This window comes from Vibrio sp. McD22-P3 (assembly GCF_021568915.1).
GTDB lineage: Bacteria > Pseudomonadota > Gammaproteobacteria > Enterobacterales > Vibrionaceae > Vibrio > Vibrio mediterranei.
On sequence record NZ_JAKGTN010000009.1, the window covers coordinates 40,422 to 61,306 of the forward strand.

The following is a 20,885-nucleotide window of genomic DNA, read 5'->3' on the forward strand; positions in this document are numbered from 1 at the left end:
AGATAAAAAAAATGTGGAACAGACGTAACTTTCGTTGGAATTACACAGCGCAAAATTGTAGGATACTTACACAATTCTGCTGTTTTTGCCGTTTTTATTACAGTACGAATTAGTAGATTGAAGGTTGATATTCTACTCCCACCAACATATTCCACTGGATTGTGGAAAGATGACATTGAATATCACCACGGAATGTTTTTCTCGCAACACTTTTCCTGCGAGATGCAGAATGGACTCGAAAACTGCCCCCTCTGGCAGTCAAGAATCAAAATTACAAAGGACAAGGCACAATCACACACTCAAGTTGTGCCTAGATTAAACTGGAAGGAAGTATCTATGGTAGATAGAGAGCAGAATACACAAGGTCTGTATACTCCAGAGTTGGAGCATGACGCTTGTGGTATCGGTTTTGTTGCTCACCTAAAAAACCGTAAATCACACGAAGTAGTGACCCAAGCCCTGGATATGCTAGCGCGCATGGAACACCGTGGCGGTCAAGGCTGCGATCCATGCAGTGGCGATGGCGCAGGTATCCTACTTCAGAAGCCCCATGAATTTCTTTTGGAAGAAGCTGTTAAGCTTGGTATTAAGCTGCCTTCTTTTGAGAAATACGGTGTCGGTGTTGTTCTTTTCCCGAAAGACGAGCACAAACGCGCACAATGTCGTGACATTCTAGAGCGCAATGCACAACGTTTAGAGTTGGAAGTAATTGGATATCGTGTCTTACCAACTGACAACTCAATGATTGGTGCTGATCCATTGAGCACTGAGCCACAATTCGAACACGTATTCGTTTCTGGTGGTCCGGGCTGTACGCCTGAAGAGCTAGAACGTAAGCTTTACGTGTTACGTAACTACACAGTACGCGTTTGCTTAGAAAGTGTGTCTAACATTGGTGATGACTTCTACATCAATTCAATGTCGTACAAGACACTGGTTTACAAGGGCCAGCTCACTACTGAGCAAGTACCTCAGTACTTCCTAGATCTACAAAATCCAACGATGGTGACAGCGCTTGCACTGGTTCACTCTCGTTTCTCTACCAATACTTTCCCGAAATGGCGCCTAGCGCAGCCTTTCCGTTATATTGCCCACAACGGTGAAATCAACACAGTTCGCGGTAACTTGAATTGGATGAAGGCTCGTGAAGCTATCATCGAATCTGACTTGTTCACACAAGCAGAAATCGACATGCTGCTCCCGATCTGTCAAGAAGGCAGCTCGGATTCATCAAACTTCGATATGGCACTAGAGCTCCTGGTTCTTTCTGGTCGTAGCCTGCCACATGCGTTGATGATGATGATCCCTGAAGCATGGCAAGAAAACAAAAACATGGACCCAACACGTCGTGCATTCTACCAGTATCACGCGAACGTAATGGAACCATGGGACGGACCTGCATCGGTGTGCTTTACTGACGGTGTTCAGGTAGGTGCAACGCTTGACCGTAACGGTCTGCGCCCGTCGCGCTATACCGTGACTAAAGATGACTTCTTGGTGATGGCATCAGAATCTGGTGTTGTCGACATTGAGCCAGAAAATGTTGAGTTCCGTGGTCGTCTGCAACCTGGTCGTATCTTCGTTGCTGACCTAGAGCAAGGTCGCATCATCTCTGATGAAGAAGTGAAAGATGGCATCGCAAGTGCTCAGCCATACCAGAAATGGGTGGAAGAAAACCTGCTAAGCCTTAAAAAGCTTCCAGACGCGAGCAACGAGTTCAGCCAACCTTCTCCTGAAAAGCTACTCCACAAACAGCAAGCGTTTGGTGTTAGCTCAGAAGAAGTGAACGAAATCATTGTACCTATGGCAAAAGATGGCAAAGAGCCATTGTCTGCAATGGGTGCTGACTGGCCACTAGCGATCCTTTCGCACCAGTCACAACATCTATCTAACTACTTTAAGCAGCTATTCGCTCAGGTTACCAACCCACCAATCGACCCGATTCGTGAACGTATGGTGATGTCTCTGAACACTTACCTTGGTAAAGATCAGAACCTGCTATCGGAATCTCCGGAGCACTGCCAAAAAGTTGAGCTAGAGTCCCCAGTTCTATCTAACTCTGAACTTGAGAAGCTGCGTGCTATCGATAATGAGCACCTGCAAGCGAAAACTCTGGATATCGTTTTCCAAGCAAGTGAAGACGAAGGTAAGCTAGAGCGCGCACTAAAACGTATCTGTCAATACGCAGAAGATGCGGTTATCGATGGTTACTCAATCATTCTGTTAACTGACCGAGCTATCAACTCTAACCATGCCGCTATCCCAGCGATGCTGGCGGTAGGCGCGGTTCACCACCACCTAATCCGCAAAGGCTTGCGTGCCAAGTGTGACATCGTAGTAGAAACTGGCGATGCTCGTGAAACGCACCACTTTGCAACGCTTGTTGGCTATGGTGCAAACGCGGTTAACCCATACCTCGTTATCGAGACCATGGTTGAGCTACAACGCACTAAAAAACTGGATCCAGAAACCAGCATCTCTGAGCTGTTCGAGAACTACCGTAAGTCGATCAACGGCGGCCTATTAAAGATTTTCTCGAAAATGGGCATCTCCACACTTCAGTCTTACCATGGTGCACAAATCTTCGAAGCGCTAGGTATCAGTAAGTCTGTAGTTGAGAAGTATTTCACGGGTACGGTTTCACGTATTCAAGGCCTTACCATCGATGATATCGCCAAAGAAGTCTTGGTTCGTCACCGTATTGGTTTCCCAACACGTGAAATTCCAGTTCAAGTTCTTGATGTGGGTGGGGTTTATCAGTGGAAACAGCGTGGTGAAAAGCACCTGTTTAACCCAGAAACTATTTCCCTACTGCAAGAGTCAACTCGCAACAAAGATTACTCTCAGTTTAAGAAGTATGCGAAAGCCGTCGATGACCAAGGCGATAACGCTGCGACTCTGCGTAGCCAATTAGACTTCGTTAAGAACCCAGCTGGCTCCATTCCGCTGGAAGAAGTTGAGCCAATTGAAAACATTCTGAAGCGCTTTGCTACAGGTGCGATGTCATTCGGTTCTATCTCTTACGAGGCTCACTCAACACTTGCTGTAGCCATGAACCGTATCGGTGCTAAGTCTAACTCAGGCGAAGGCGGTGAAGATCCAACTCGTTTCGAACGTAAAGAAAACGGTGACTGGGAACGCTCAGCAATTAAGCAGGTTGCATCCGGTCGTTTCGGTGTCACGTCTTACTACTTAACTAACGCTGATGAGCTACAAATCAAGATGGCTCAAGGGGCTAAGCCAGGTGAAGGTGGTCAGCTTCCTGGTGATAAAGTCGATGATTGGATCGGTGCGACTCGTCACTCAACGCCAGGAGTTGGCTTGATTTCACCACCACCACACCACGATATCTACTCAATCGAAGATTTGGCACAGCTGATCTACGACTTGAAAAACGCTAACCGCGCGGGTCGCGTTAACGTGAAGCTAGTATCAGAAGCGGGTGTAGGTACTATCGCCTCAGGTGTTGCAAAAGCGAAAGCTGACGTTGTCCTGATTGCGGGCTTCGACGGTGGTACTGGTGCTTCACCAATGTCTTCAATTCGCCATACAGGGCTTCCTTGGGAGCTTGGTTTGGCAGAAACACACCAAACGCTTCTGAAGAACGGTCTACGTAACCGTATCGTGGTTCAATCTGATGGTCAGATGAAAACGCCACGTGACCTTGCGGTAGCAACTCTACTTGGTGCTGAAGAATGGGGCGTCGCAACCGCAGCGCTTGTGGTTGAAGGCTGTATCATGATGCGTAAGTGTCATAAGAACACCTGCCCTGTGGGTATCGCAACACAAAACAAAACACTACGTGAGCGCTTCGATGGTCGCGTAGAAGATGTTGTTACCTTCTTCCAATACATGGCTGAAGGCTTACGTGAAGTGATGGCTGAACTTGGTTTCCGCACTATCGATGAGATGGTGGGTCAATCTCACAAACTAAAAGTTCGTGAAGATATTGGTCACTGGAAATATAAGAACCTCGACCTAACACCTGTACTACATATTGAACAGGCTCGTGAGCAAGATGGCGTTTACAACCAAACGGAACAAAACCACAACCTAGAACAGGTTCTGGACCGTAAGTTAATTCAAGTAGCGATTCCAGCACTTGAGAAGGGCGAAGCCGTAAATGCTGAGTTCCCTATCATCAACACCGACCGTTCAGCTGGTACCATGCTGTCGAATGAGATTTCTAAAGTCTACAAGGACCAAGGTCTACCTCAACCAATGAACGTGAAGTTCACTGGCAGCGCAGGTCAATCATTCGGCGCTTTCCTTGCTAAAGGCGTTAAGTTTGAAGTGGAAGGCGATGCGAACGACTACTGGGGTAAAGGTCTGTCAGGCGGTACGTTAGTACTCTACCCTGATGCGAAATCAACGATTGTCGCTGAAGATAATATCGTGGTTGGTAACGTATGTTTCTACGGTGCAACGTCTGGTGAATCCTTCATTCGCGGTATGGCTGGTGAGCGTTTCTGTGTACGTAACTCTGGTGCTAAAGTCGTTGTTGAAGGTGTTGGTGACCACGGTTGTGAATACATGACTGGCGGTGCGGCCATCATCCTTGGTTCGACAGGACGTAACTTTGCGGCTGGTATGAGTGGCGGTGTTGCCTACGTTTGGGATACAGCGGGTGATTTTGAAACCAAGCTAAACCCTGAATTGGTCGACCTAGACCCAATCGAACAAGAAGATCGCGAACTACTTAAAGATATGCTGACTAAGCATGTAGAGTTCACAGGAAGTGAAGTCGCTCAGTCGTTCTTAGATAACTTTGAAGTAAGCCTAGCGTCACTCGTTAAGGTTATGCCGCGTGATTACAAAGCGGTACTTCAAAAGCGCAAAGCAGAAGCTGAGCAAGCTCAAACGGAAGAAGTGGAGGCAGTATAATGGGTAAGCCTACTGGATTTTTAGAACATGGTCGCGAGCTTCCAAAGAAGCTCGACCCAGCCGTTCGTATTGAAGACAACAAAGAGTTCGTACTAAACGAAGAGTTTGGCGACAAAATCAATACTCAGGCTTCTCGTTGTATGGATTGTGGCGTGCCGTTCTGCCACAGTGGTTGCCCAATCGGCAATATCATCCCAGAGTTCAACGATGCCGTATATCGTGATAGCTGGGAAGAAGCTTGGAACATCCTAAGTTCTACTAACAACTTCCCTGAGTTTACAGGTCGCGTCTGTCCGTCTCCTTGTGAGAGTGCTTGTGTACTGGGTATTAACCAAGACCCTATCACCATCTGTAATATCGAGAAAACTATCGTTGAAACAGCATACCGCGAAGGTTATGCAAAACCGAAAACGCCACGTTCTCGTTCTGGTAAAACTGTTGCTATCATCGGTTCTGGCCCTGCTGGTCTCTCTGCCGCTGAACAGCTCAACAGTGCAGGTCACTCTGTGACTGTATTTGAACGCGATGAGAAAGTGGGTGGCCTACTTCGCTTCGGCATCCCAGATTTCAAACTGGGTATGGACATCATTGACCGTAAGATCAATCTGATGGCAGAAGCTGGCGTTGAGTTTAAAGTAAACCAACATGTGGGCGTTGATGTTAATGCTCAGCAACTGCGCCAAGAGTTTGATGTGGTGCTGTTAACAGGTGGATCTACCGTTCCTCGTGACTTACCTGTTCCTGGACGTGAACTTAAAGGCGTACATTTCGCTATGGAGTTCCTTGCTCAGAATAACCGTCGTGCTAACGATATGGATCTGAAAGGCGAAGAAATCCACGCTAAAAATAAGCACGTTGTGGTTATCGGCGGTGGCGATACAGGTTCTGACTGTGTTGGTACATCAAACCGTCATAAAGCGGAGAGTGTTACTCAGGTCGAAATCATGCCGATTCCACCAGAAAAACGCCCTGCGAATATGCCTTGGCCTCAATACCCAATGATTATGAAAACAACCACTTCTCATGAAGAAGGTTGTGACCGTCATTGGAATATCCTGACAAAAGAATTCATCGGTAACGATGAAGGTCAAGTAACAGGTCTTCGTATTGCTGACATCGTATGGAAAGACGCAGCGCCAGGTGAACGCCCAAGTTTTGAAGAAGTGGCTAACTCTGAGCGTGTCATTCCTTGTGATATGGCATTCCTAGCAATGGGCTTCTTACACCCAGAACCAACGGGCGTATTAGCACAACTTGATATCAAACTGGATGAGCGAGGAAACGTAGCGTCACAAGGTTTCCAAACCAACCAGCAAGGTGTTTTTGCCGCAGGTGATATGCGTACTGGTCAGTCTCTGGTCGTGCGTTGCATCAACGAGGGACGTGAGTGTGCACGTGCCATCGATGAATACCTTATGGGCAACACCAACCTTGAAGCGAAAGCAGATTCATTAATGCTTTCAGCCTAAAGGTTGTCTGTCTGGTTACACCAATAAGTAACTAACAGTATTCCTTCCTAATTTGGCCAGCAGTTTGCTGGCCTTTTTTGTGTCCGTCTTCATTGCAACCCCAACAAACTGTTAACCTTCTCACTATTTCACAGCAATGACTTGTCACTTATCGCAGATAAATCGTTTGAATTTCTGAATCATACACAACAAATTTCTGAAAACTTGACCTTTATCGCCATAAGCTATACGTTGTGAAGTTCGTGAAAATAGAATAGATACAATTTGTTAAGTTTATAAATTCTAAAAATTTGACGCAAATAACAACAAAAAGTCATTAAAAAGCATTAATTTACTGTCAGGATGACAGCAAGCTCAAAGGGAGAAAGGCAATGGCTCTTTACGATCCAAGTCTTGTAAAAGACAACTGTGGATTTGGTCTTATTGCGCATATGCAAGGTCAGCCCAGCCACAAACTGGTTCGCACCGCAATCTCAGCATTAGACCGCATGACTCACCGTGGCGGTATCAACTCAGATGGAAAAACAGGCGACGGATGTGGCCTACTACTCCAAAAACCGGATTCTTATTTTAAACTCATCGCAGAAGAAAATGGTTGGAACCTCGGCAAACAATACGCCGTAGGCATGCTATTTCTTTCCAAAGACCCGGTAAAAGCGCAGTCAGCGAAAGATATCATCAACCAAGAATTGTCACAGGAAACACTCACTGTTTCCGGTTGGCGAGACGTTCCTACCAATGATGACGTACTTGGTCCAATCGCACTGAGCTCGGTACCTAACATCGTTCAAGTCTTTATTTCTGCACCCGCAGGTTGGCGTGAACAAGATGTTGAACGACGCTTATATATAGCCAAACGTCGCATTGAAAAGCGCATCATCGATGATGAAGATTTCTATATTTGTAGCTTATCGACGCAAGTGATCGTCTACAAAGGGCTGTGCATGCCAGCTGATCTTCCACGCTTCTATCTCGATCTTGCTGATCTCCGCATGGAGTCATCGATCTGCCTATTCCACCAACGTTTCTCAACGAATACTCAACCTCGCTGGCCATTAGCACAGCCATTCAGATATTTGGCGCACAATGGTGAGATCAATACTATTGAGGGGAATAGACAATGGGCAAAAGCGCGTGCCTACAAGTTCGCATCACCTCTCCTGCCTGACTTACAAACCGCTGCGCCATTCGTGAATGAGACTGGCTCAGATTCATCCAGCTTAGATAACATGCTGGATCTGTTCCTGTCTGGAGGTATGGATATCTTCCGTGCCATGCGTATGCTTGTGCCACCAGCATGGCAAAATCACCCAGATATGGATCCTGATTTGCGTGCCTTCTATGACTTCAACTCCAAACACATGGAGCCATGGGATGGACCCGCTGGGATCGTATTATCAGATGGTCGCTATGCCGCATGTAACCTAGATAGAAATGGCCTGCGTCCAGCGCGTTACGTGATTACCAAAGACAATTTGATTACCTTGGCGTCTGAAGTGGGCATCTGGGACTACGCGCCTGATGAAGTTGCAGAGAAAGGTCGCGTTGGCCCCGGCGAGCTGCTTGTTGTCGATACTCAACAAGGTGAGCTATGGCACTCAGAAGACATAGATAACGATCTAAAGAGCCGTCATCCTTACCGAGAGTGGATGGCAAACAACGTCCACAAACTGACCTCCTTTAGTGAATTACCGGACGACCAAGTCGGAGCTCGCAGTTTTGATGAACCCCTGCTGAAAACCTATCAAAAGCAGTTCGCTATGACGAACGAAGAGACGGATCAGGTATTACGTGTTTTAGGTGATATGGGCCAAGAAGCCGTCGGCTCTATGGGTGATGATACCCCAATGGCAGTCCTCTCTTCTAAAGAGCGCTTGGTCACCGACTATTTCCGTCAGAAATTTGCTCAGGTCACCAACCCACCAATTGATCCACTGCGCGAAAAGCATGTGATGTCATTGGCGACCAGTGTTGGTCAAGAGATGAATGTATTTTGTGAGACCGATGGTCACGCTTATCGAGTCACATTCGACTCTCCAGTACTCCTTTACTCTGATATGCAGCAACTGTTAGAGCTGAGTGATAAGCACTATCGCAATACTATTTTGGACATTAATTACGACCCAAATGAGAAAGATCTCAAGCAAGCTCTGCTTGACCTTTGCGATAGTGCCGAGAGCGTCATCAAGCAAGGAACCGTTTTATTGGTTCTTTCAGATCGAGCTCTAGTCAAAGGAAAACTACCTATTCCGGCAGCAATGGCCGTCGGCGCGGTGCAAACTCGTTTAATCGAAGCCAACTTACGTTGTGACGCCAATATTATCGTTGAAACTGCAACGGCCCGAGACCCTCACCAATTTGCTGTATTGCTTGGTTTCGGCGCTACGGCTATCTACCCTTATTTGGCCTACGAAGCACTTGGTAAACTGATCGATGATGGTGCTATTGATAAGTGCTACCGAGACGTGATGCAAAACTATCAATACGGTATCAATAAAGGTCTGTATAAAATTATGTCCAAAATGGGCATTTCCACCGTAGCCTCCTATCGCTGCTCTCAGCTGTTCGAAGCCGTTGGTCTGCACACCGACATCGTCGATCTTTGCTTCAAGGGAGTGACTACTCGTATTCAAGGTGCAAACTTCGAAGATTTCCAACAAGACCTGTTTAACCTAGCTAGAAAAGCATGGGCAAAACGCAAGCCTGTAGAGCACGGTGGACTACTAAAATATGTTCATGACGGCGAATACCACGCCTACAACCCAGATGTTGTTGGTACGCTGCAAAAAGCAGTGAAAAGTGGTGAATCATCTGATTATCAGACGTTTGCCAAACAAGTAAATGAACGTCCTGTGTCTATGCTGCGCGATATGATGGCGCTTAAAAAGTCAGACTCACCACTGGCACTAGACAAAGTCGAGCCGAATTCAGAGCTGTATAAACGTTTCGACTCTGCTGCAATGTCCATTGGTGCTTTAAGCCCAGAAGCTCATGAAGCACTGGCCATGGCGATGAATAAGCTTGGCGGATATTCCAATTCAGGTGAAGGTGGCGAAGATCCGCGTCGATTTGGCACTAATCGTAACTCTCGCATTAAACAAATTGCCTCTGGACGTTTTGGTGTCACGCCGCACTATTTGACTAATGCCGATGTATTGCAAATCAAAGTTGCTCAGGGTGCTAAACCCGGTGAAGGCGGACAGCTTCCTGGCCATAAAGTGACAGCGGAGATTGCCAAACTGCGCCATTCAGTACAAGGTGTTACCTTGATTTCCCCACCTCCTCACCACGATATCTATTCTATTGAGGATTTAGCACAGCTGATTTTCGACCTTAAACAAGTCAACCCAAATGCGCTCGTGTCAGTTAAGTTGGTGTCTGAGCCGGGAGTTGGCACTATCGCAACAGGAGTAGCAAAAGCCTACGCCGATCTTATCACTATTTCCGGCTACGATGGCGGCACTGCGGCGAGTCCACTAACGTCGGTCAAATACGCAGGTTGTCCTTGGGAACTCGGTCTGGCTGAAACTCAACAAGCTCTTGTTGCCAACAACTTAAGACACAAGATTCGTCTTCAAGTTGATGGCGGTCTTAAAACAGGGCTTGATGTAGTCAAAGCTGCAATTTTAGGTGCGGAAAGCTTTGGCTTTGGTACTGCACCAATGGTGGCTATGGGCTGTAAGTTCTTACGTATTTGTCACTTGAATAACTGTGCCACGGGCGTAGCCACTCAGGATGAGACCTTACGAAAAGAGTACTTTAAGGGCTTACCTGAAATGGTGGTCAACTACTTCACAGGTCTTGCTGATGAAGTAAGAGAGTTACTCGCTCAGTTAGGAGTAGAAAAGCTTACTGACCTTATCGGTCGTACTGATCTGCTCGAGAGTCTCGAAGGTATGACCGCGAAACAAGCCAAGCTTGACCTGTCGAATATTTTGGAGGCCCCTATCTCACCTCTTTCGCTGCCTTTGTACTGGACAGAGCCAAATCAGCCGTTTGATAAAGCACTGCTAAACCAAAAGATTGTCGAAGAAACGCAAGCTGCGGTCGAGGCTAAATCAGGTGGTAGCTTCTACTTTGATATCCGTAATACCGATCGCTCTGCAGGAGCGAGACTCTCAGGTGAAGTAGCTAAACGTTATGGCAACCAGGGGATGGCGAGTCGCCCTATTAAGCTTTACCTCGATGGTACAGCGGGTCAGTCTCTTGGGGTATGGAACGCGGGTGGTGTTGAAATCTATCTAACCGGTGATGCTAACGACTATGTAGGCAAAGGCATGGCTGGCGGTAAGCTGGTCGTGAAGCCGCATGTCGGTACAACATTCACTTGTAATGAAGCCACTATCATTGGTAACACCTGTTTGTATGGCGCCACTGGCGGTAAATTGTTCGCCGCTGGGACCGCTGGCGAGCGTTTTGGTGTCCGTAACTCAGGCACCATTGCAGTGATCGAAGGGGCAGGCGACAACGCTTGTGAGTATATGACTGGTGGCATCGTGGCGATTCTAGGTGCAACAGGCGTGAACTTCGGTGCGGGTATGACGGGCGGCTTTGCCTATGTAATGGATACTAACGAGGATTTTGAAGGACGTGTGAACACCGAATCTGTCGAAGCTATCTCTTTATCCGATCTCTATATTCACCAAGAACACCTTCGTGGACTGATTGCCGAGCATTTAGAAGAAACCGGCTCTGTGCATGCTGAGAATATTCTGGCGAACTTTGATGAATGGATTCCAAAGTTCTACCTAGTCAAACCAAAAGCTGCGGATTTACGCACACTACTTGGTCATCAAAGCAGAAGCGCCGCTGAACTGCGCGTTCAAGCACAATAATTGGAAGGAGCCAGAATTATGAGCCAGAACGTATACCAATTTATTGATGTGAACCGCGTCGACCCGGCTAAAAAGCCGCTCAAGGTTCGCAAAATTGAGTTTGTAGAGATTTACGAACCCTTTACGAAGCAACAAGCAACCGCTCAAGCAGACCGATGTCTTGACTGTGGTAACCCTTATTGTGAGTGGAAATGCCCCGTTCATAACTATATCCCTCAATGGCTTAAACTGGCGAATGAGGGACGAATCATTGAGGCTGTCGAGCTATCACATCAAACCAACAGTCTACCTGAAGTCTGCGGGCGAGTTTGTCCACAAGATCGCCTTTGTGAAGGCTCGTGTACACTCAACGAAGATTTTGGTGCCGTTACTATAGGTAATGTCGAGAAATACATTACCGACAAAGCCTTTGAAATGGGCTGGAAGCCGGATATGTCCCATGTGGAGTGGACGGACAAGAAGGTAGCTATCATAGGTGCAGGCCCGGCGGGACTCGCCGCTGCCGATATCCTAGTTCGTAATGGTGTTAAGCCCGTTGTCTTTGACCGCTACCCAGAAATCGGCGGACTGCTGACATTCGGTATCCCATCGTTCAAGTTGGAAAAGGATGTCATGTTAAACCGACGTCGAATCTTTAGCGAAATGGGCGTCGAGTTTCAGCTCAATACTGAAGTGGGCAAAGATATCGACATGGCAACACTAGTCAAAGACTATGATGCGGTATTTTTAGGTGTCGGTACTTATAAAAACATGCGGGCAGGTCTGACAAATGAAGAGGCATCTGGTGTATTTGATGCCCTACCATTTTTGATTTCCAACACCTACAAAGTTATGGAGTTGGAAGCCTCTGATCCTTTCATTGATATGAAAGGTAAAAAAGTGGTCGTTCTTGGTGGTGGTGATACAGCTATGGACTGTGTCAGAACGTCTATTCGCCAAGGAGCTAGTAGCGTTGTCTGTGCTTATCGACGAGATGAGGCTAACATGCCGGGCTCCCGACGCGAGGTAAAAAATGCTCGTGAAGAAGGCGTGAACTTTATGTTCAACTTGCAGCCTCTAGGCATAGAGGTGGATGCCAATGGCAACACATGCGGCGTTAAAGTAGTGAAAACGGCACTAGGTGAGCCCGATGAGGCTGGTCGTCGTCGTCCAGAACCAGTAGAAGGCAGTGAACACGTTCTTGCCGCTGATGCTGTTATCATGGCGTTCGGTTTTCAACCGCACCAGATGTCATGGCTTGAACCTTACGGTGTAGAACTCGATCAATGGGGACGGATCAAAGCTCCAGCCTCTCAAGAATTTATGTATCAGACGACCAATGAGAAGATCTTCGCTGGTGGTGATGCAGTTCGTGGTTCAGATCTCGTGGTTACTGCCATTGACGAAGGGCGCAAAGCGGCAGAAGGCATACTAGACTTCTTAGAGGTCTAACACCAGACACGCCATTCCGATCTTCATCAATCAGAATGACCATTGTTTTCTTAGCCCAGCCTAGCTGGGCTTTTGTTTAAGGGATGATTATGACATTACCCAAGTGGCTTACGCTTTCTTCAGTGATGATCCTAACCGCATGCGGTGCAGGTTATAAAACAACAACGGACCGGACAGAGCAGCCCTGTGGCGATAGCCCTCGGTGTGTTTCAACCCAAGATAGCCGAGAAGAGTTTACACTTGCCCCATTCACATTAACGCCAAACACCAATATCAATCAGATAGAACAAATCGCCCTAACCCTTCCGAATGCCGAAGTTGCGGCCAAAGAAGGCAATTATCTGCGGGTTGAATACACCTCCAGTGTTTTTCGCTATGTCGATGATATGGAGCTAAAAATTGAAGGAGACCAATTATTGGTTCGCTCCGAAGCTAGAATTGGCTATTACGACTTTGACGTGAACCGTGAAAGAGTTGAAGCATTTCGCCTCAAGTTGATCGAATCAGGACTGATTGAAGCAAACCCTTGAGTAATTGCTATAGCAATGGTTGGGCTGTGCAAAGACTATTGCTATACTGCACGCCAAATACGTTTTCCAACCTGAGAGAATCTCTATGAAAATCGGCGTAATCGGCGCAATGGAGCAAGAAGTTTCCATCCTAAAATCAGCATTAACAAACCTTGTTGAAACTAAAAAAGGCGGTTGCACCTTCTTTACTGGTCAACTTAACGGTGCAGACATTGTCTTGCTACAGTCAGGTATTGGCAAGGTAGCGGCAGCAGTAGGAACAACGATTCTTCTTAGCGATTACCAACCTGATGTGGTTATTAACACAGGTTCTGCAGGTGGCTTTGAGTCTTCACTAAACCTAGGAGATGTCGTCATCTCCACTGAAGTTCGTCATCACGACGCTGATGTGACGGCATTTGGCTATGAAATTGGTCAGATGGCGGGTCAACCAGCGGCCTTCGCTGCCGACGCTAAATTGATGGAAACAGCAGAACAAGCGCTTGCACAGATGAAAGATAAGCACGCAGTACGTGGTCTAATTTGTACTGGTGATGAGTTTGTATGTCGTCCAGAACGTCAAGAAACTATCCGTAAAAACTTCCCTGGTGTTATCGCTGTCGAGATGGAAGCATCAGCTATCGCACAAGTTTGCCACCAGTTCAATACACCTTTCGTCGTGGTACGTGCTATCTCTGACGTGGCAGACAAAGAGTCACCAATGAGCTTCGAAGAATTCCTACCTTTGGCAGCACAAAGCTCGTCTGAAATGGTAGTAAATATGGTGGATTTGCTTAAGTAACCCTTCAACTTAAGCCTCCTAAGGGAAATAAAACGCAAGGACTGCTGAATGAGCTCTTTTCTAGAGAGTTTATATGGAAATGGCGCACTGCTGGTAATGTGGAGTGCGCTGTTATTTCATCTGCTAATTCCAATCCCCTCCGCCGCTCATCCTGTTCGATTTTGGCAACAGATTGCTGCGCTAGTGGCAGATAAAAGCAATTCTCCATCGTCAACAAACGAGCAACAGCACCTTGCGGGTTGGCTTGCCCTGTTACTAATGTTAGTCCCCACTGGCCTAGTACTTTGGGCTCTTGAGCCATTAGTTTGGAAGCCAGAATTCTATCAATTAGCCTTGCTTCTCTTGGCCATTGATTGGCGCAACAACGAACAGTACGCCCACAAACTTATTAATGCCCTCGCTCAAGAAGATAAAGCCAATGCGCGTAGACTGCTTTCAACCAAAGTAAACCGAGAGACCAACAATCTATCGCTTCTGGGCATAGGCAAAGCAGGCTCTGAAACGCTACTTCTGAGTTATGCTAGAAACGTAGTCGGCGTGCTGTTTTGGTACGGCGTTAGTGGTGGTGTTGGCGCCTTGCTGTATCGACTGACTTTAGAGCTCGCTCGCAATTGGAGTCCTAGCCAAAAAGGCTTTGCTAGTTTCGGTAAACCTATTGCTTGGCTATTTTCACTGTTGGATTTCGCACCCCAGAAGCTGTTTTCAATACTCATGTTTGCTGGTCTGCCCATTACCTCTATTAAACACGCCATAATGCAAGCTAAATCGTGGCATAACCCAGTCACGGCTTGGCTCATCAGTGGCTGTGCACACCGTTTTGAGCTTGCTCTTGGTGGGCCAGCTATCTATCAAGGTGAAAAACTTCAGCGAGCACGTATCGGCGGAAAAGTAGCACCGTCGGCTTATCACTTGGCCTTGTTGCAGAAACACATTGCTTGGCGTATCTATTTTTGGCTAGTGATGCAGAGCCTAGTCATGTTTATCATTCACAGAGGTTTCTAATTTCATGAAGAATTGGCTCATACTTGCCATTACTTTTTTGGCAACTCAACATGCTCTAGCAGACACACAACGTATTATCAGTTTAGCTCCTCATGCTACGGAACTGGCGTATGCCGCAGGACTTGGTGATAAGCTTATCGCAGTAAGTGAATACAGTGACTATCCAGAGCAAGCGAAAGAGTTGGAGCGAGTGGCCAATTACCAAGGTATCAAATTGGAACGAATCGTGGCGATGCAACCTGACCTCATTCTTGTCTGGCCTGCGGGAAACCCTGCACGTGAATTGGAGAAACTAGAAAAGCTGGGATTTAACCTATTTTACTCACAAACCAAAACTCTCGATGATATCGCTATCAACATCGAGAAATTAAGCCAATATGCCGATGACCCTTCCATTGGCTTAAACGCAGCCAAAGAGTTTCGTCGAGGTTTAGCGCAGTTAAAGCAAAAATATGACACAGAAACACCCGTTCGCTACTTTTACCAGCTAAGTGAAAAGCCCATTATCACCTTAGCGCAAGGCAGTTGGCCGAGCGAAGTGTTTGAGTTTTGTGGTGGTGAAAATATTTTTGCCGATAGCAAAGCCCCCTATCCACAAGTCAGCCCTGAACAGGTAATAGTTCGCCAGCCTCAAGCCATTTTTACTTCAGAGCATGCCATTAAAAACGGCACCATGTGGCACAAGTGGCAGCAGGAGTTACCAGCCGTTAGCCAACATCATGTGTGGTCATTGACGTCTGACTGGCTAAACAGACCAACACCAAGAACACTTCTAGCCATACAACAGGTTTGCCAGTATCTGGATCAGGTAAGAACTCAATAATAATTGAGAGATAGATCACATTCAGCTACGAACCACTAGGCGCAATCGTTAAATCCCGTAAAATTGGCGAACTTTCCTTTTATGCTTCAGTGAGAAACTAGCTGTGGACTCCATGCTCTATTTGGTCGACTTATTTGGTACGGCAGTGTTTGCGATATCAGGAGTGATACTCGCAGGAAGACTCAGGATGGATCCTTTTGGTGTAATGGTACTCGGTAGCGTCACTGCGATAGGTGGCGGCACGATTCGAGACATGGCACTCGGTGCAACGCCAGTTTTCTGGATCACCGACAACACTTACCTTTGGGTCATTTTCATCACCTGTATTTTGACCATGCTATTGATTCGCCATCCACGTCGACTTCCTTGGTATGTGTTACCAGTGTGCGATGCCGTTGGTCTTGCGGTTTTTGTCGGTATCGGGGTTGAGAAGTCAATGCTATTCCAAGACTCCTATATGGTTGCAGTCATTATGGGAGTAATTACCGGATGCGGTGGCGGTATAATTCGGGATGTACTGGCTCGCGAGGTTCCTATGGTACTGCGCCGTGAGGTATACGCAACAGCCTGTATCATAGGTGGTGTTTTCCATACCTCAGCTCTGTTACTTGGTGCTTCTTCAGAAGTAGCCTTCTTGTGTTGTATTGTTGCAACGCTGGTTATTCGCTTAGGCGCTATTCGCTGGCACTTATCCTTACCTACGTTTGCTTTAGATAAGTAACCTGATTACCAAAAGCTAGAGATAACAATCTCTAGCTTTTACTCTTCATTTTTCCCATTCGCTTTAGTATGTTGGTTAATTCATCGTCTCTCAGACCAATGACAGGGAAAAGTCTATGGATGTCATCTTCAATCACGTTTCTTTTGACCAAGCTGGTTCTATCTCTATTCCAGATTGGCGCATTCAATCTGGTGAACATTGGGCAGTATTTGAAACCCAAGGCAATGTAGGCTCTTTATTGGGCGACTTATTGTGCCAAGAAATCTTTCCTAAAGAAGGGGAGATTCTTGGTTTACAAACCGGCATTGCACAAGTTTCTTTAGCAGAGCAGCAGCGATTACTTGAACTGGAAAATGCCAATGACGATACCGACTTTATGGATCGAATCGATTTTGGTCGCACCGTGACTCAACTGGTATCCGAGTTTGCCAGCAACGAAACTGTAGCAGAGCAGTTGATTCAAGAGCTGGATCTTTTGCACTTAAAAGAGCGAGGCTTTAAGCAACTATCAACCGGCGAAACACGTCGCGTTATGTTAGCCAGAGCATTAGCAACCTCACCTAAACTGCTTATTTTGGATGAGCCATTTGTCGGCTTAGATACGTTGCATCGCAAGATGCTCGCCGACTACCTTCGCGACCTATCACTGCATATTCAATTGGTGGTGATCACCTCAAGGGAAGATGAAATCCCTGTTTGGGTTAATCATGTCGCCATGTTTGAAGATGGTACATTGACCGAACAACTAAGCTACCAGCAATGGCGCGCTCACCCTGTCATTTCGCAGCTACTGGCTCAATCTTCAGCGCAAAGCGAACAATGGCTTGCGCTAATTCGTAAGCATCAACATCAATCGAAGTTTCCAGACCCCTTGGTTAAAATTACCGACGGACACGTAGAATACGTCGACCAAAAAATATTCTCCGGCGTGAACTGGCAGATTAACAATGGAGAACACTGGCAAGTTCGTGGACCAAACGGTTGTGGAAAAAGTACATTGCTCGGCATGATCTTTGGCGATCATCCACAATGTTATAGCAATGACATTCTTATTTATGGTTTGAAGCGCGGCAGCGGAGAAACCGTGTGGGACATCAAACAGCATACCGGTATGGTCTCTTCTGCACTTCACTTGCAATATCGTGTCAGTTGCAGCGCCTTGGAAGTCTTGCTATCGGGCTTTTTCGACTCTATCGGACTTTATGATAAGCCTAGCCAAAATCAGATAGATGCGGCGAAAGAGTGGTTAACGCTGCTTCATATGGAGCACTTGCACGACCGTTCTTTTAAGTCCCTCGAATATAGTCAACAAAGACTCCTTTTAATTGCTCGAGCTATCATCAAGCAGCCTACTATCCTTATCTTGGATGAGCCTTATCAAGGGCTTGATTTTCTAGGTCGTAAGCTGGTGATGAATGCCCTCGATATGATAGCCAAAGAAAACTTAAGCCAGTTGCTCTATGTCTCCCATTATGTGGAAGATGAACTAGACAGCATTCACTATTTTGTCGATTTTATTAAAGATGAAGACGATGAATACTATCGCGTTGAACTCACACAGCCTATGTAGGAGATTGAGATGTCAAACATCGCTATTGTTTACTTCTCTAAGAGTGGAGCGACACGAGCACTCGCAAAAGCCATTCAAAGTGGCATCGAGTGTGCGCTCTATAGTGCCACTCTGTTTGAGATTGAGAGCTGTGATATTGAAGAGGGTCGTTACGTCAATAATCATTTACTTTCATCACTAAAGCATTTCGATGCTATTGTTTTCGGAAGTCCTACTTACATGGGTTCGGCCAGCGCTCAATTTAAGGCGTTTATGGATGCGAGTAGCGATGAATATGTCCAACTCAATTGGCGTAATAAGCTTGCCGCAGGATTTACCATGGGCGGTAGTCTCAATGGTGAGCAACAACAAACGCTGCTTGGTTTCTTTGCCTTAGCCTGCCAGCACGGTATGATTTGGGCAGGGTTAGATGTTTCAAAACACACAGATAACAAAGCTTTGAACCGCACAGGCTCCTCAATTGGCTTAGTGGCAAGCTACGATGACAATGAGCAAGTTCACTCTAATGACTTAGAAACTGCACATTACTTTGGTCGCCGAATTGCTGACTTAGCCTACCAACGTCGTCGTCAGGTTATGTTAGAATAATAAAATCCATTCCCAATTTTCATCAAAGCGTATGCTATTGGAAGGCATTGAAACCTTACTCGTGCTCTCACAAGAAAAAACCATGAGCCGTACTGGCAGCAGACTATATATCAGCCAGTCGGCGGTCAGTAAGCGAATAGCCAATCTAGAGAGAAAACTTGGTAAAAAATTAATCGAGCCAGAAGGGAGGCAAATAAAACTGACTCCTGACGCTCTCTCTCTTATCAACCGTGTTGGTCCAAGTCTGCATGAGCTTCGCGGATTAATTGCTGAAGAGCAGACTCTTGATGATCAAACGATTATTCGTGTGGATTGTTCGGAAACCTTAGTGGCAGGTTATCTCAGTGAAGTATTTCCCACGTTGCTGCTTAAAGACCCATTCCTCACCATTACCACCAACCATACGCCCCGAATCATTGAACACGTTAAAGCTGGGGACGCGGCGATTGGACTCTGTGCAGGGCATCTTAATAGTCGTCTTGGCCTGCACGCTACCCATCTATTTAACGAACCGTTTCGAGTCGTGAGCCATCAACCGCTTACAGCACCGCCCGCTAAGCTCATCACTAACGACCTCAACAATCCGGCGAATACCTATCAAGCGGGCTTGCTTCAGCAAGCGGGTATTATTCCTAGCATGCAGATGGACTCGTATACTGCAGCAGCGCAGTTGGCAATCAAAGGTGTCTCTGCCGCTTTGGTTCCATTATCAATTATAAAAACCCTTCACATTGATGAAGGGCTTTGCTTTGACTTCGATTTTCTTGCTACGTTGACACGTCCCGTGCACCTTGTTTATCGTCCCTCGGCACTGAAATTAGAACGAGTTAGAACAGTGATTGAAACCATTGAGGATGCTGTTCCCAAAGTAGCTTCAATGCCATGACCATTGACATGACCACAACCAATGGGCGGATGAATTTTTTCCCCTTAGATACAACGACCTTAGCTCCCATTCTGGCACCCAAAAAACCGCCCACTGCCATAACTAAGCCGATTTCCCAAACCGGTAAGCCTGCAATAATGAAAAAGATTAATGCGGCTAGATTGGAAGTAAAATTGAGCACTTTGGTTTTTGCTGTCGCATGAACAATCGACAGTTGTGCGATGGCGACAAAACAAATGGTAAAGATAGAACCGGTACCCGGTCCAAAGAAGCCGTCGTAAAATCCGACACCAGTACCTACAGAAAAGGCAAATAGGGTTTCTGACATTTTAGGTTTGCCACCGCCCTCTCCTGCTTGTGGAGCCAGCAAAAAGTACAGAGAAATCCCCAGCAGTAAAACTGGAATCAAGCTCGTCAGCACCCCTGCATCAATATGCTGTACTAATTCAGCACCAACTGCAGATCCTATAAAAGTACATAGAATCGCAAGTCGCATTTCCTTGAGGTCAACAATACCATTGCGCACAAAATACCAAGTTGCCGAAAAGCTACCAAATGAGCTTTGTAACTTGTTAGTTGCCAATGCTTGAGTTGGGGGAACGCCGACTGACAGGAGAGCAGGAAGAGTAAGTAACCCGCCACCACCAGCCATCGCATCAATAAAGCCCGCTAATCCTGCCACCAGGAATAGGAGTCCAAGAATTTCTATCGTAACTTCCATTATGCTAACTCAACGTGAAATATCGTCTCATTTTACTCGCGACAAATATCAACACTAGCGAAATCATGGATACAAACCTATTCCCTTAAGGAATTAATTAGAAGCAGTAACTTAAGCCGATATTGACAGCATTACCTTTATAAAACTTGCTTTGAGCTAAAGAGACATATTCTAATGACCCTTTAAGTTTATCCGTAAAGGTATAAGAGACACCGGCACCTCCCGAAAAATACCCTTTAGTTTGACTACTTGCGGAATATTCTTTCGCAAAGTTGACCCCAGCTAAGGCGTAGATCGAAAAAGTGTCACTGAGTGGATAGCTTGCTTTGGCATAAATTTGCGACTGGTGTTGAGGCAAAGAACTTGAACGATTGAGTGTATAGAAATATCGCCCCTCAAGGGCAAAATGCTGATTGAATGAGTACCCGGCCTGAAGTCCTAAATTACTAATATTGGAAGTCGATTTGTTAACGCTCTCATCCGATGCTCGCACCGTATTAAATATGGTACCTAGGTAAAAACTATCGTCAGCCGAAGCTGAAAAAGATAATGTCATTGCTGCCATTAATATGGATAAAGTATGTTTAATTTTCACTGCTAATTTCCTACGTTCTAATTAGGAGTAGGAATATAACGGCTAAAAG

The 20,885-nt window shown here is 46.3% G+C and carries 14 protein-coding genes; 12 read left to right on the forward strand and 2 right to left on the reverse strand.

Annotation, left to right across the window (positions count from 1 at the left end; all coding sequences use genetic code 11):
• The first annotated feature begins 336 nt into the window (after positions 1 to 336).
• The 12 genes from gltB (L2W36_RS12075) (at position 337) to L2W36_RS12130 (ending at position 19,520) form a co-directional block, all read left to right on the forward strand.
• Positions 337 to 4,884, forward strand: a complete 4,548-nt coding sequence (gene gltB / locus L2W36_RS12075; RefSeq protein WP_236110155.1) for a glutamate synthase large subunit — start codon at positions 337 to 339, stop codon at positions 4,882 to 4,884.
• On the forward strand, positions 4,884 to 6,353 hold the full coding sequence (locus tag L2W36_RS12080; RefSeq protein WP_236110156.1) for a glutamate synthase subunit beta: 1,470 nt from the start codon (positions 4,884 to 4,886) through the stop codon (positions 6,351 to 6,353). The genes gltB (L2W36_RS12075) and L2W36_RS12080 overlap by 1 nt, the downstream gene beginning before the upstream one ends.
• A 371-nt stretch (positions 6,354 to 6,724) precedes the next feature.
• Positions 6,725 to 11,188: a glutamate synthase large subunit gene (gltB, locus tag L2W36_RS12085; protein ID WP_236110157.1), complete on the forward strand. Its 4,464-nt coding sequence runs from the start codon at positions 6,725 to 6,727 to the stop codon at positions 11,186 to 11,188.
• A gap of 18 nt (positions 11,189 to 11,206) precedes the next feature.
• On the forward strand, positions 11,207 to 12,619 hold the full coding sequence (locus L2W36_RS12090; RefSeq protein ID WP_236110158.1) for an FAD-dependent oxidoreductase: 1,413 nt from the start codon (positions 11,207 to 11,209) through the stop codon (positions 12,617 to 12,619).
• 89 nt (positions 12,620 to 12,708) lie between these two features.
• Positions 12,709 to 13,149 (forward strand): DUF1499 domain-containing protein, encoded by a 441-nt coding sequence (locus L2W36_RS12095; protein ID WP_236110159.1) that lies wholly within the window; start codon positions 12,709 to 12,711, stop codon positions 13,147 to 13,149.
• 85 nt (positions 13,150 to 13,234) lie between these two features.
• Positions 13,235 to 13,930 carry a 5'-methylthioadenosine/S-adenosylhomocysteine nucleosidase gene (gene mtnN, locus L2W36_RS12100; protein WP_006072892.1) on the forward strand — a complete coding sequence of 232 codons (696 nt, stop codon included), beginning with the start codon at positions 13,235 to 13,237 and terminating at the stop codon, positions 13,928 to 13,930.
• Between the two features lie 48 nt (positions 13,931 to 13,978).
• Positions 13,979 to 14,932 carry a cobalamin biosynthesis family protein gene (locus L2W36_RS12105; RefSeq protein ID WP_236110160.1) on the forward strand — a complete coding sequence of 318 codons (954 nt, stop codon included), beginning with the start codon at positions 13,979 to 13,981 and terminating at the stop codon, positions 14,930 to 14,932.
• Between the two features lie 4 nt (positions 14,933 to 14,936).
• Positions 14,937 to 15,755: a vitamin B12 ABC transporter substrate-binding protein BtuF gene (gene btuF / locus L2W36_RS12110; protein ID WP_236110161.1), complete on the forward strand. Its 819-nt coding sequence runs from the start codon at positions 14,937 to 14,939 to the stop codon at positions 15,753 to 15,755.
• Between the two features lie 112 nt (positions 15,756 to 15,867).
• On the forward strand, positions 15,868 to 16,476 hold the full coding sequence (locus tag L2W36_RS12115) for a TRIC cation channel family protein (protein WP_216610721.1): 609 nt from the start codon (positions 15,868 to 15,870) through the stop codon (positions 16,474 to 16,476).
• Between the two features lie 115 nt (positions 16,477 to 16,591).
• A complete protein-coding gene (locus L2W36_RS12120) occupies positions 16,592 to 18,046 on the forward strand; it encodes an ATP-binding cassette domain-containing protein (protein ID WP_062459858.1) in 1,455 nt (484 codons plus the stop codon).
• A 3-nt stretch (positions 18,047 to 18,049) separates the two neighbouring features.
• Positions 18,050 to 18,634 (forward strand): flavodoxin family protein, encoded by a 585-nt coding sequence (locus L2W36_RS12125; RefSeq protein WP_236110205.1) that lies wholly within the window; start codon positions 18,050 to 18,052, stop codon positions 18,632 to 18,634.
• Between the two features lie 31 nt (positions 18,635 to 18,665).
• Entirely contained in the window at positions 18,666 to 19,520 is an 855-nt protein-coding gene (locus tag L2W36_RS12130; protein WP_268980716.1) for a LysR family transcriptional regulator, read from the forward strand.
• Here L2W36_RS12130 and L2W36_RS12135 read toward each other — a convergent pair.
• Positions 19,462 to 20,241: a TSUP family transporter gene (locus L2W36_RS12135; RefSeq protein WP_062459860.1), complete on the reverse strand. Its 780-nt coding sequence runs from the start codon at positions 20,239 to 20,241 to the stop codon at positions 19,462 to 19,464. The two genes, L2W36_RS12130 and L2W36_RS12135, sit on opposite strands and share 59 nt — an antisense overlap.
• Positions 20,242 to 20,338: 97 nt before the next feature.
• Positions 20,339 to 20,836, reverse strand: coding sequence for a porin family protein (locus L2W36_RS12140; RefSeq protein WP_236110163.1), 498 nt, complete (start codon positions 20,834 to 20,836; stop codon positions 20,339 to 20,341).
• Positions 20,837 to 20,885: the final 49 nt, after the last annotated feature.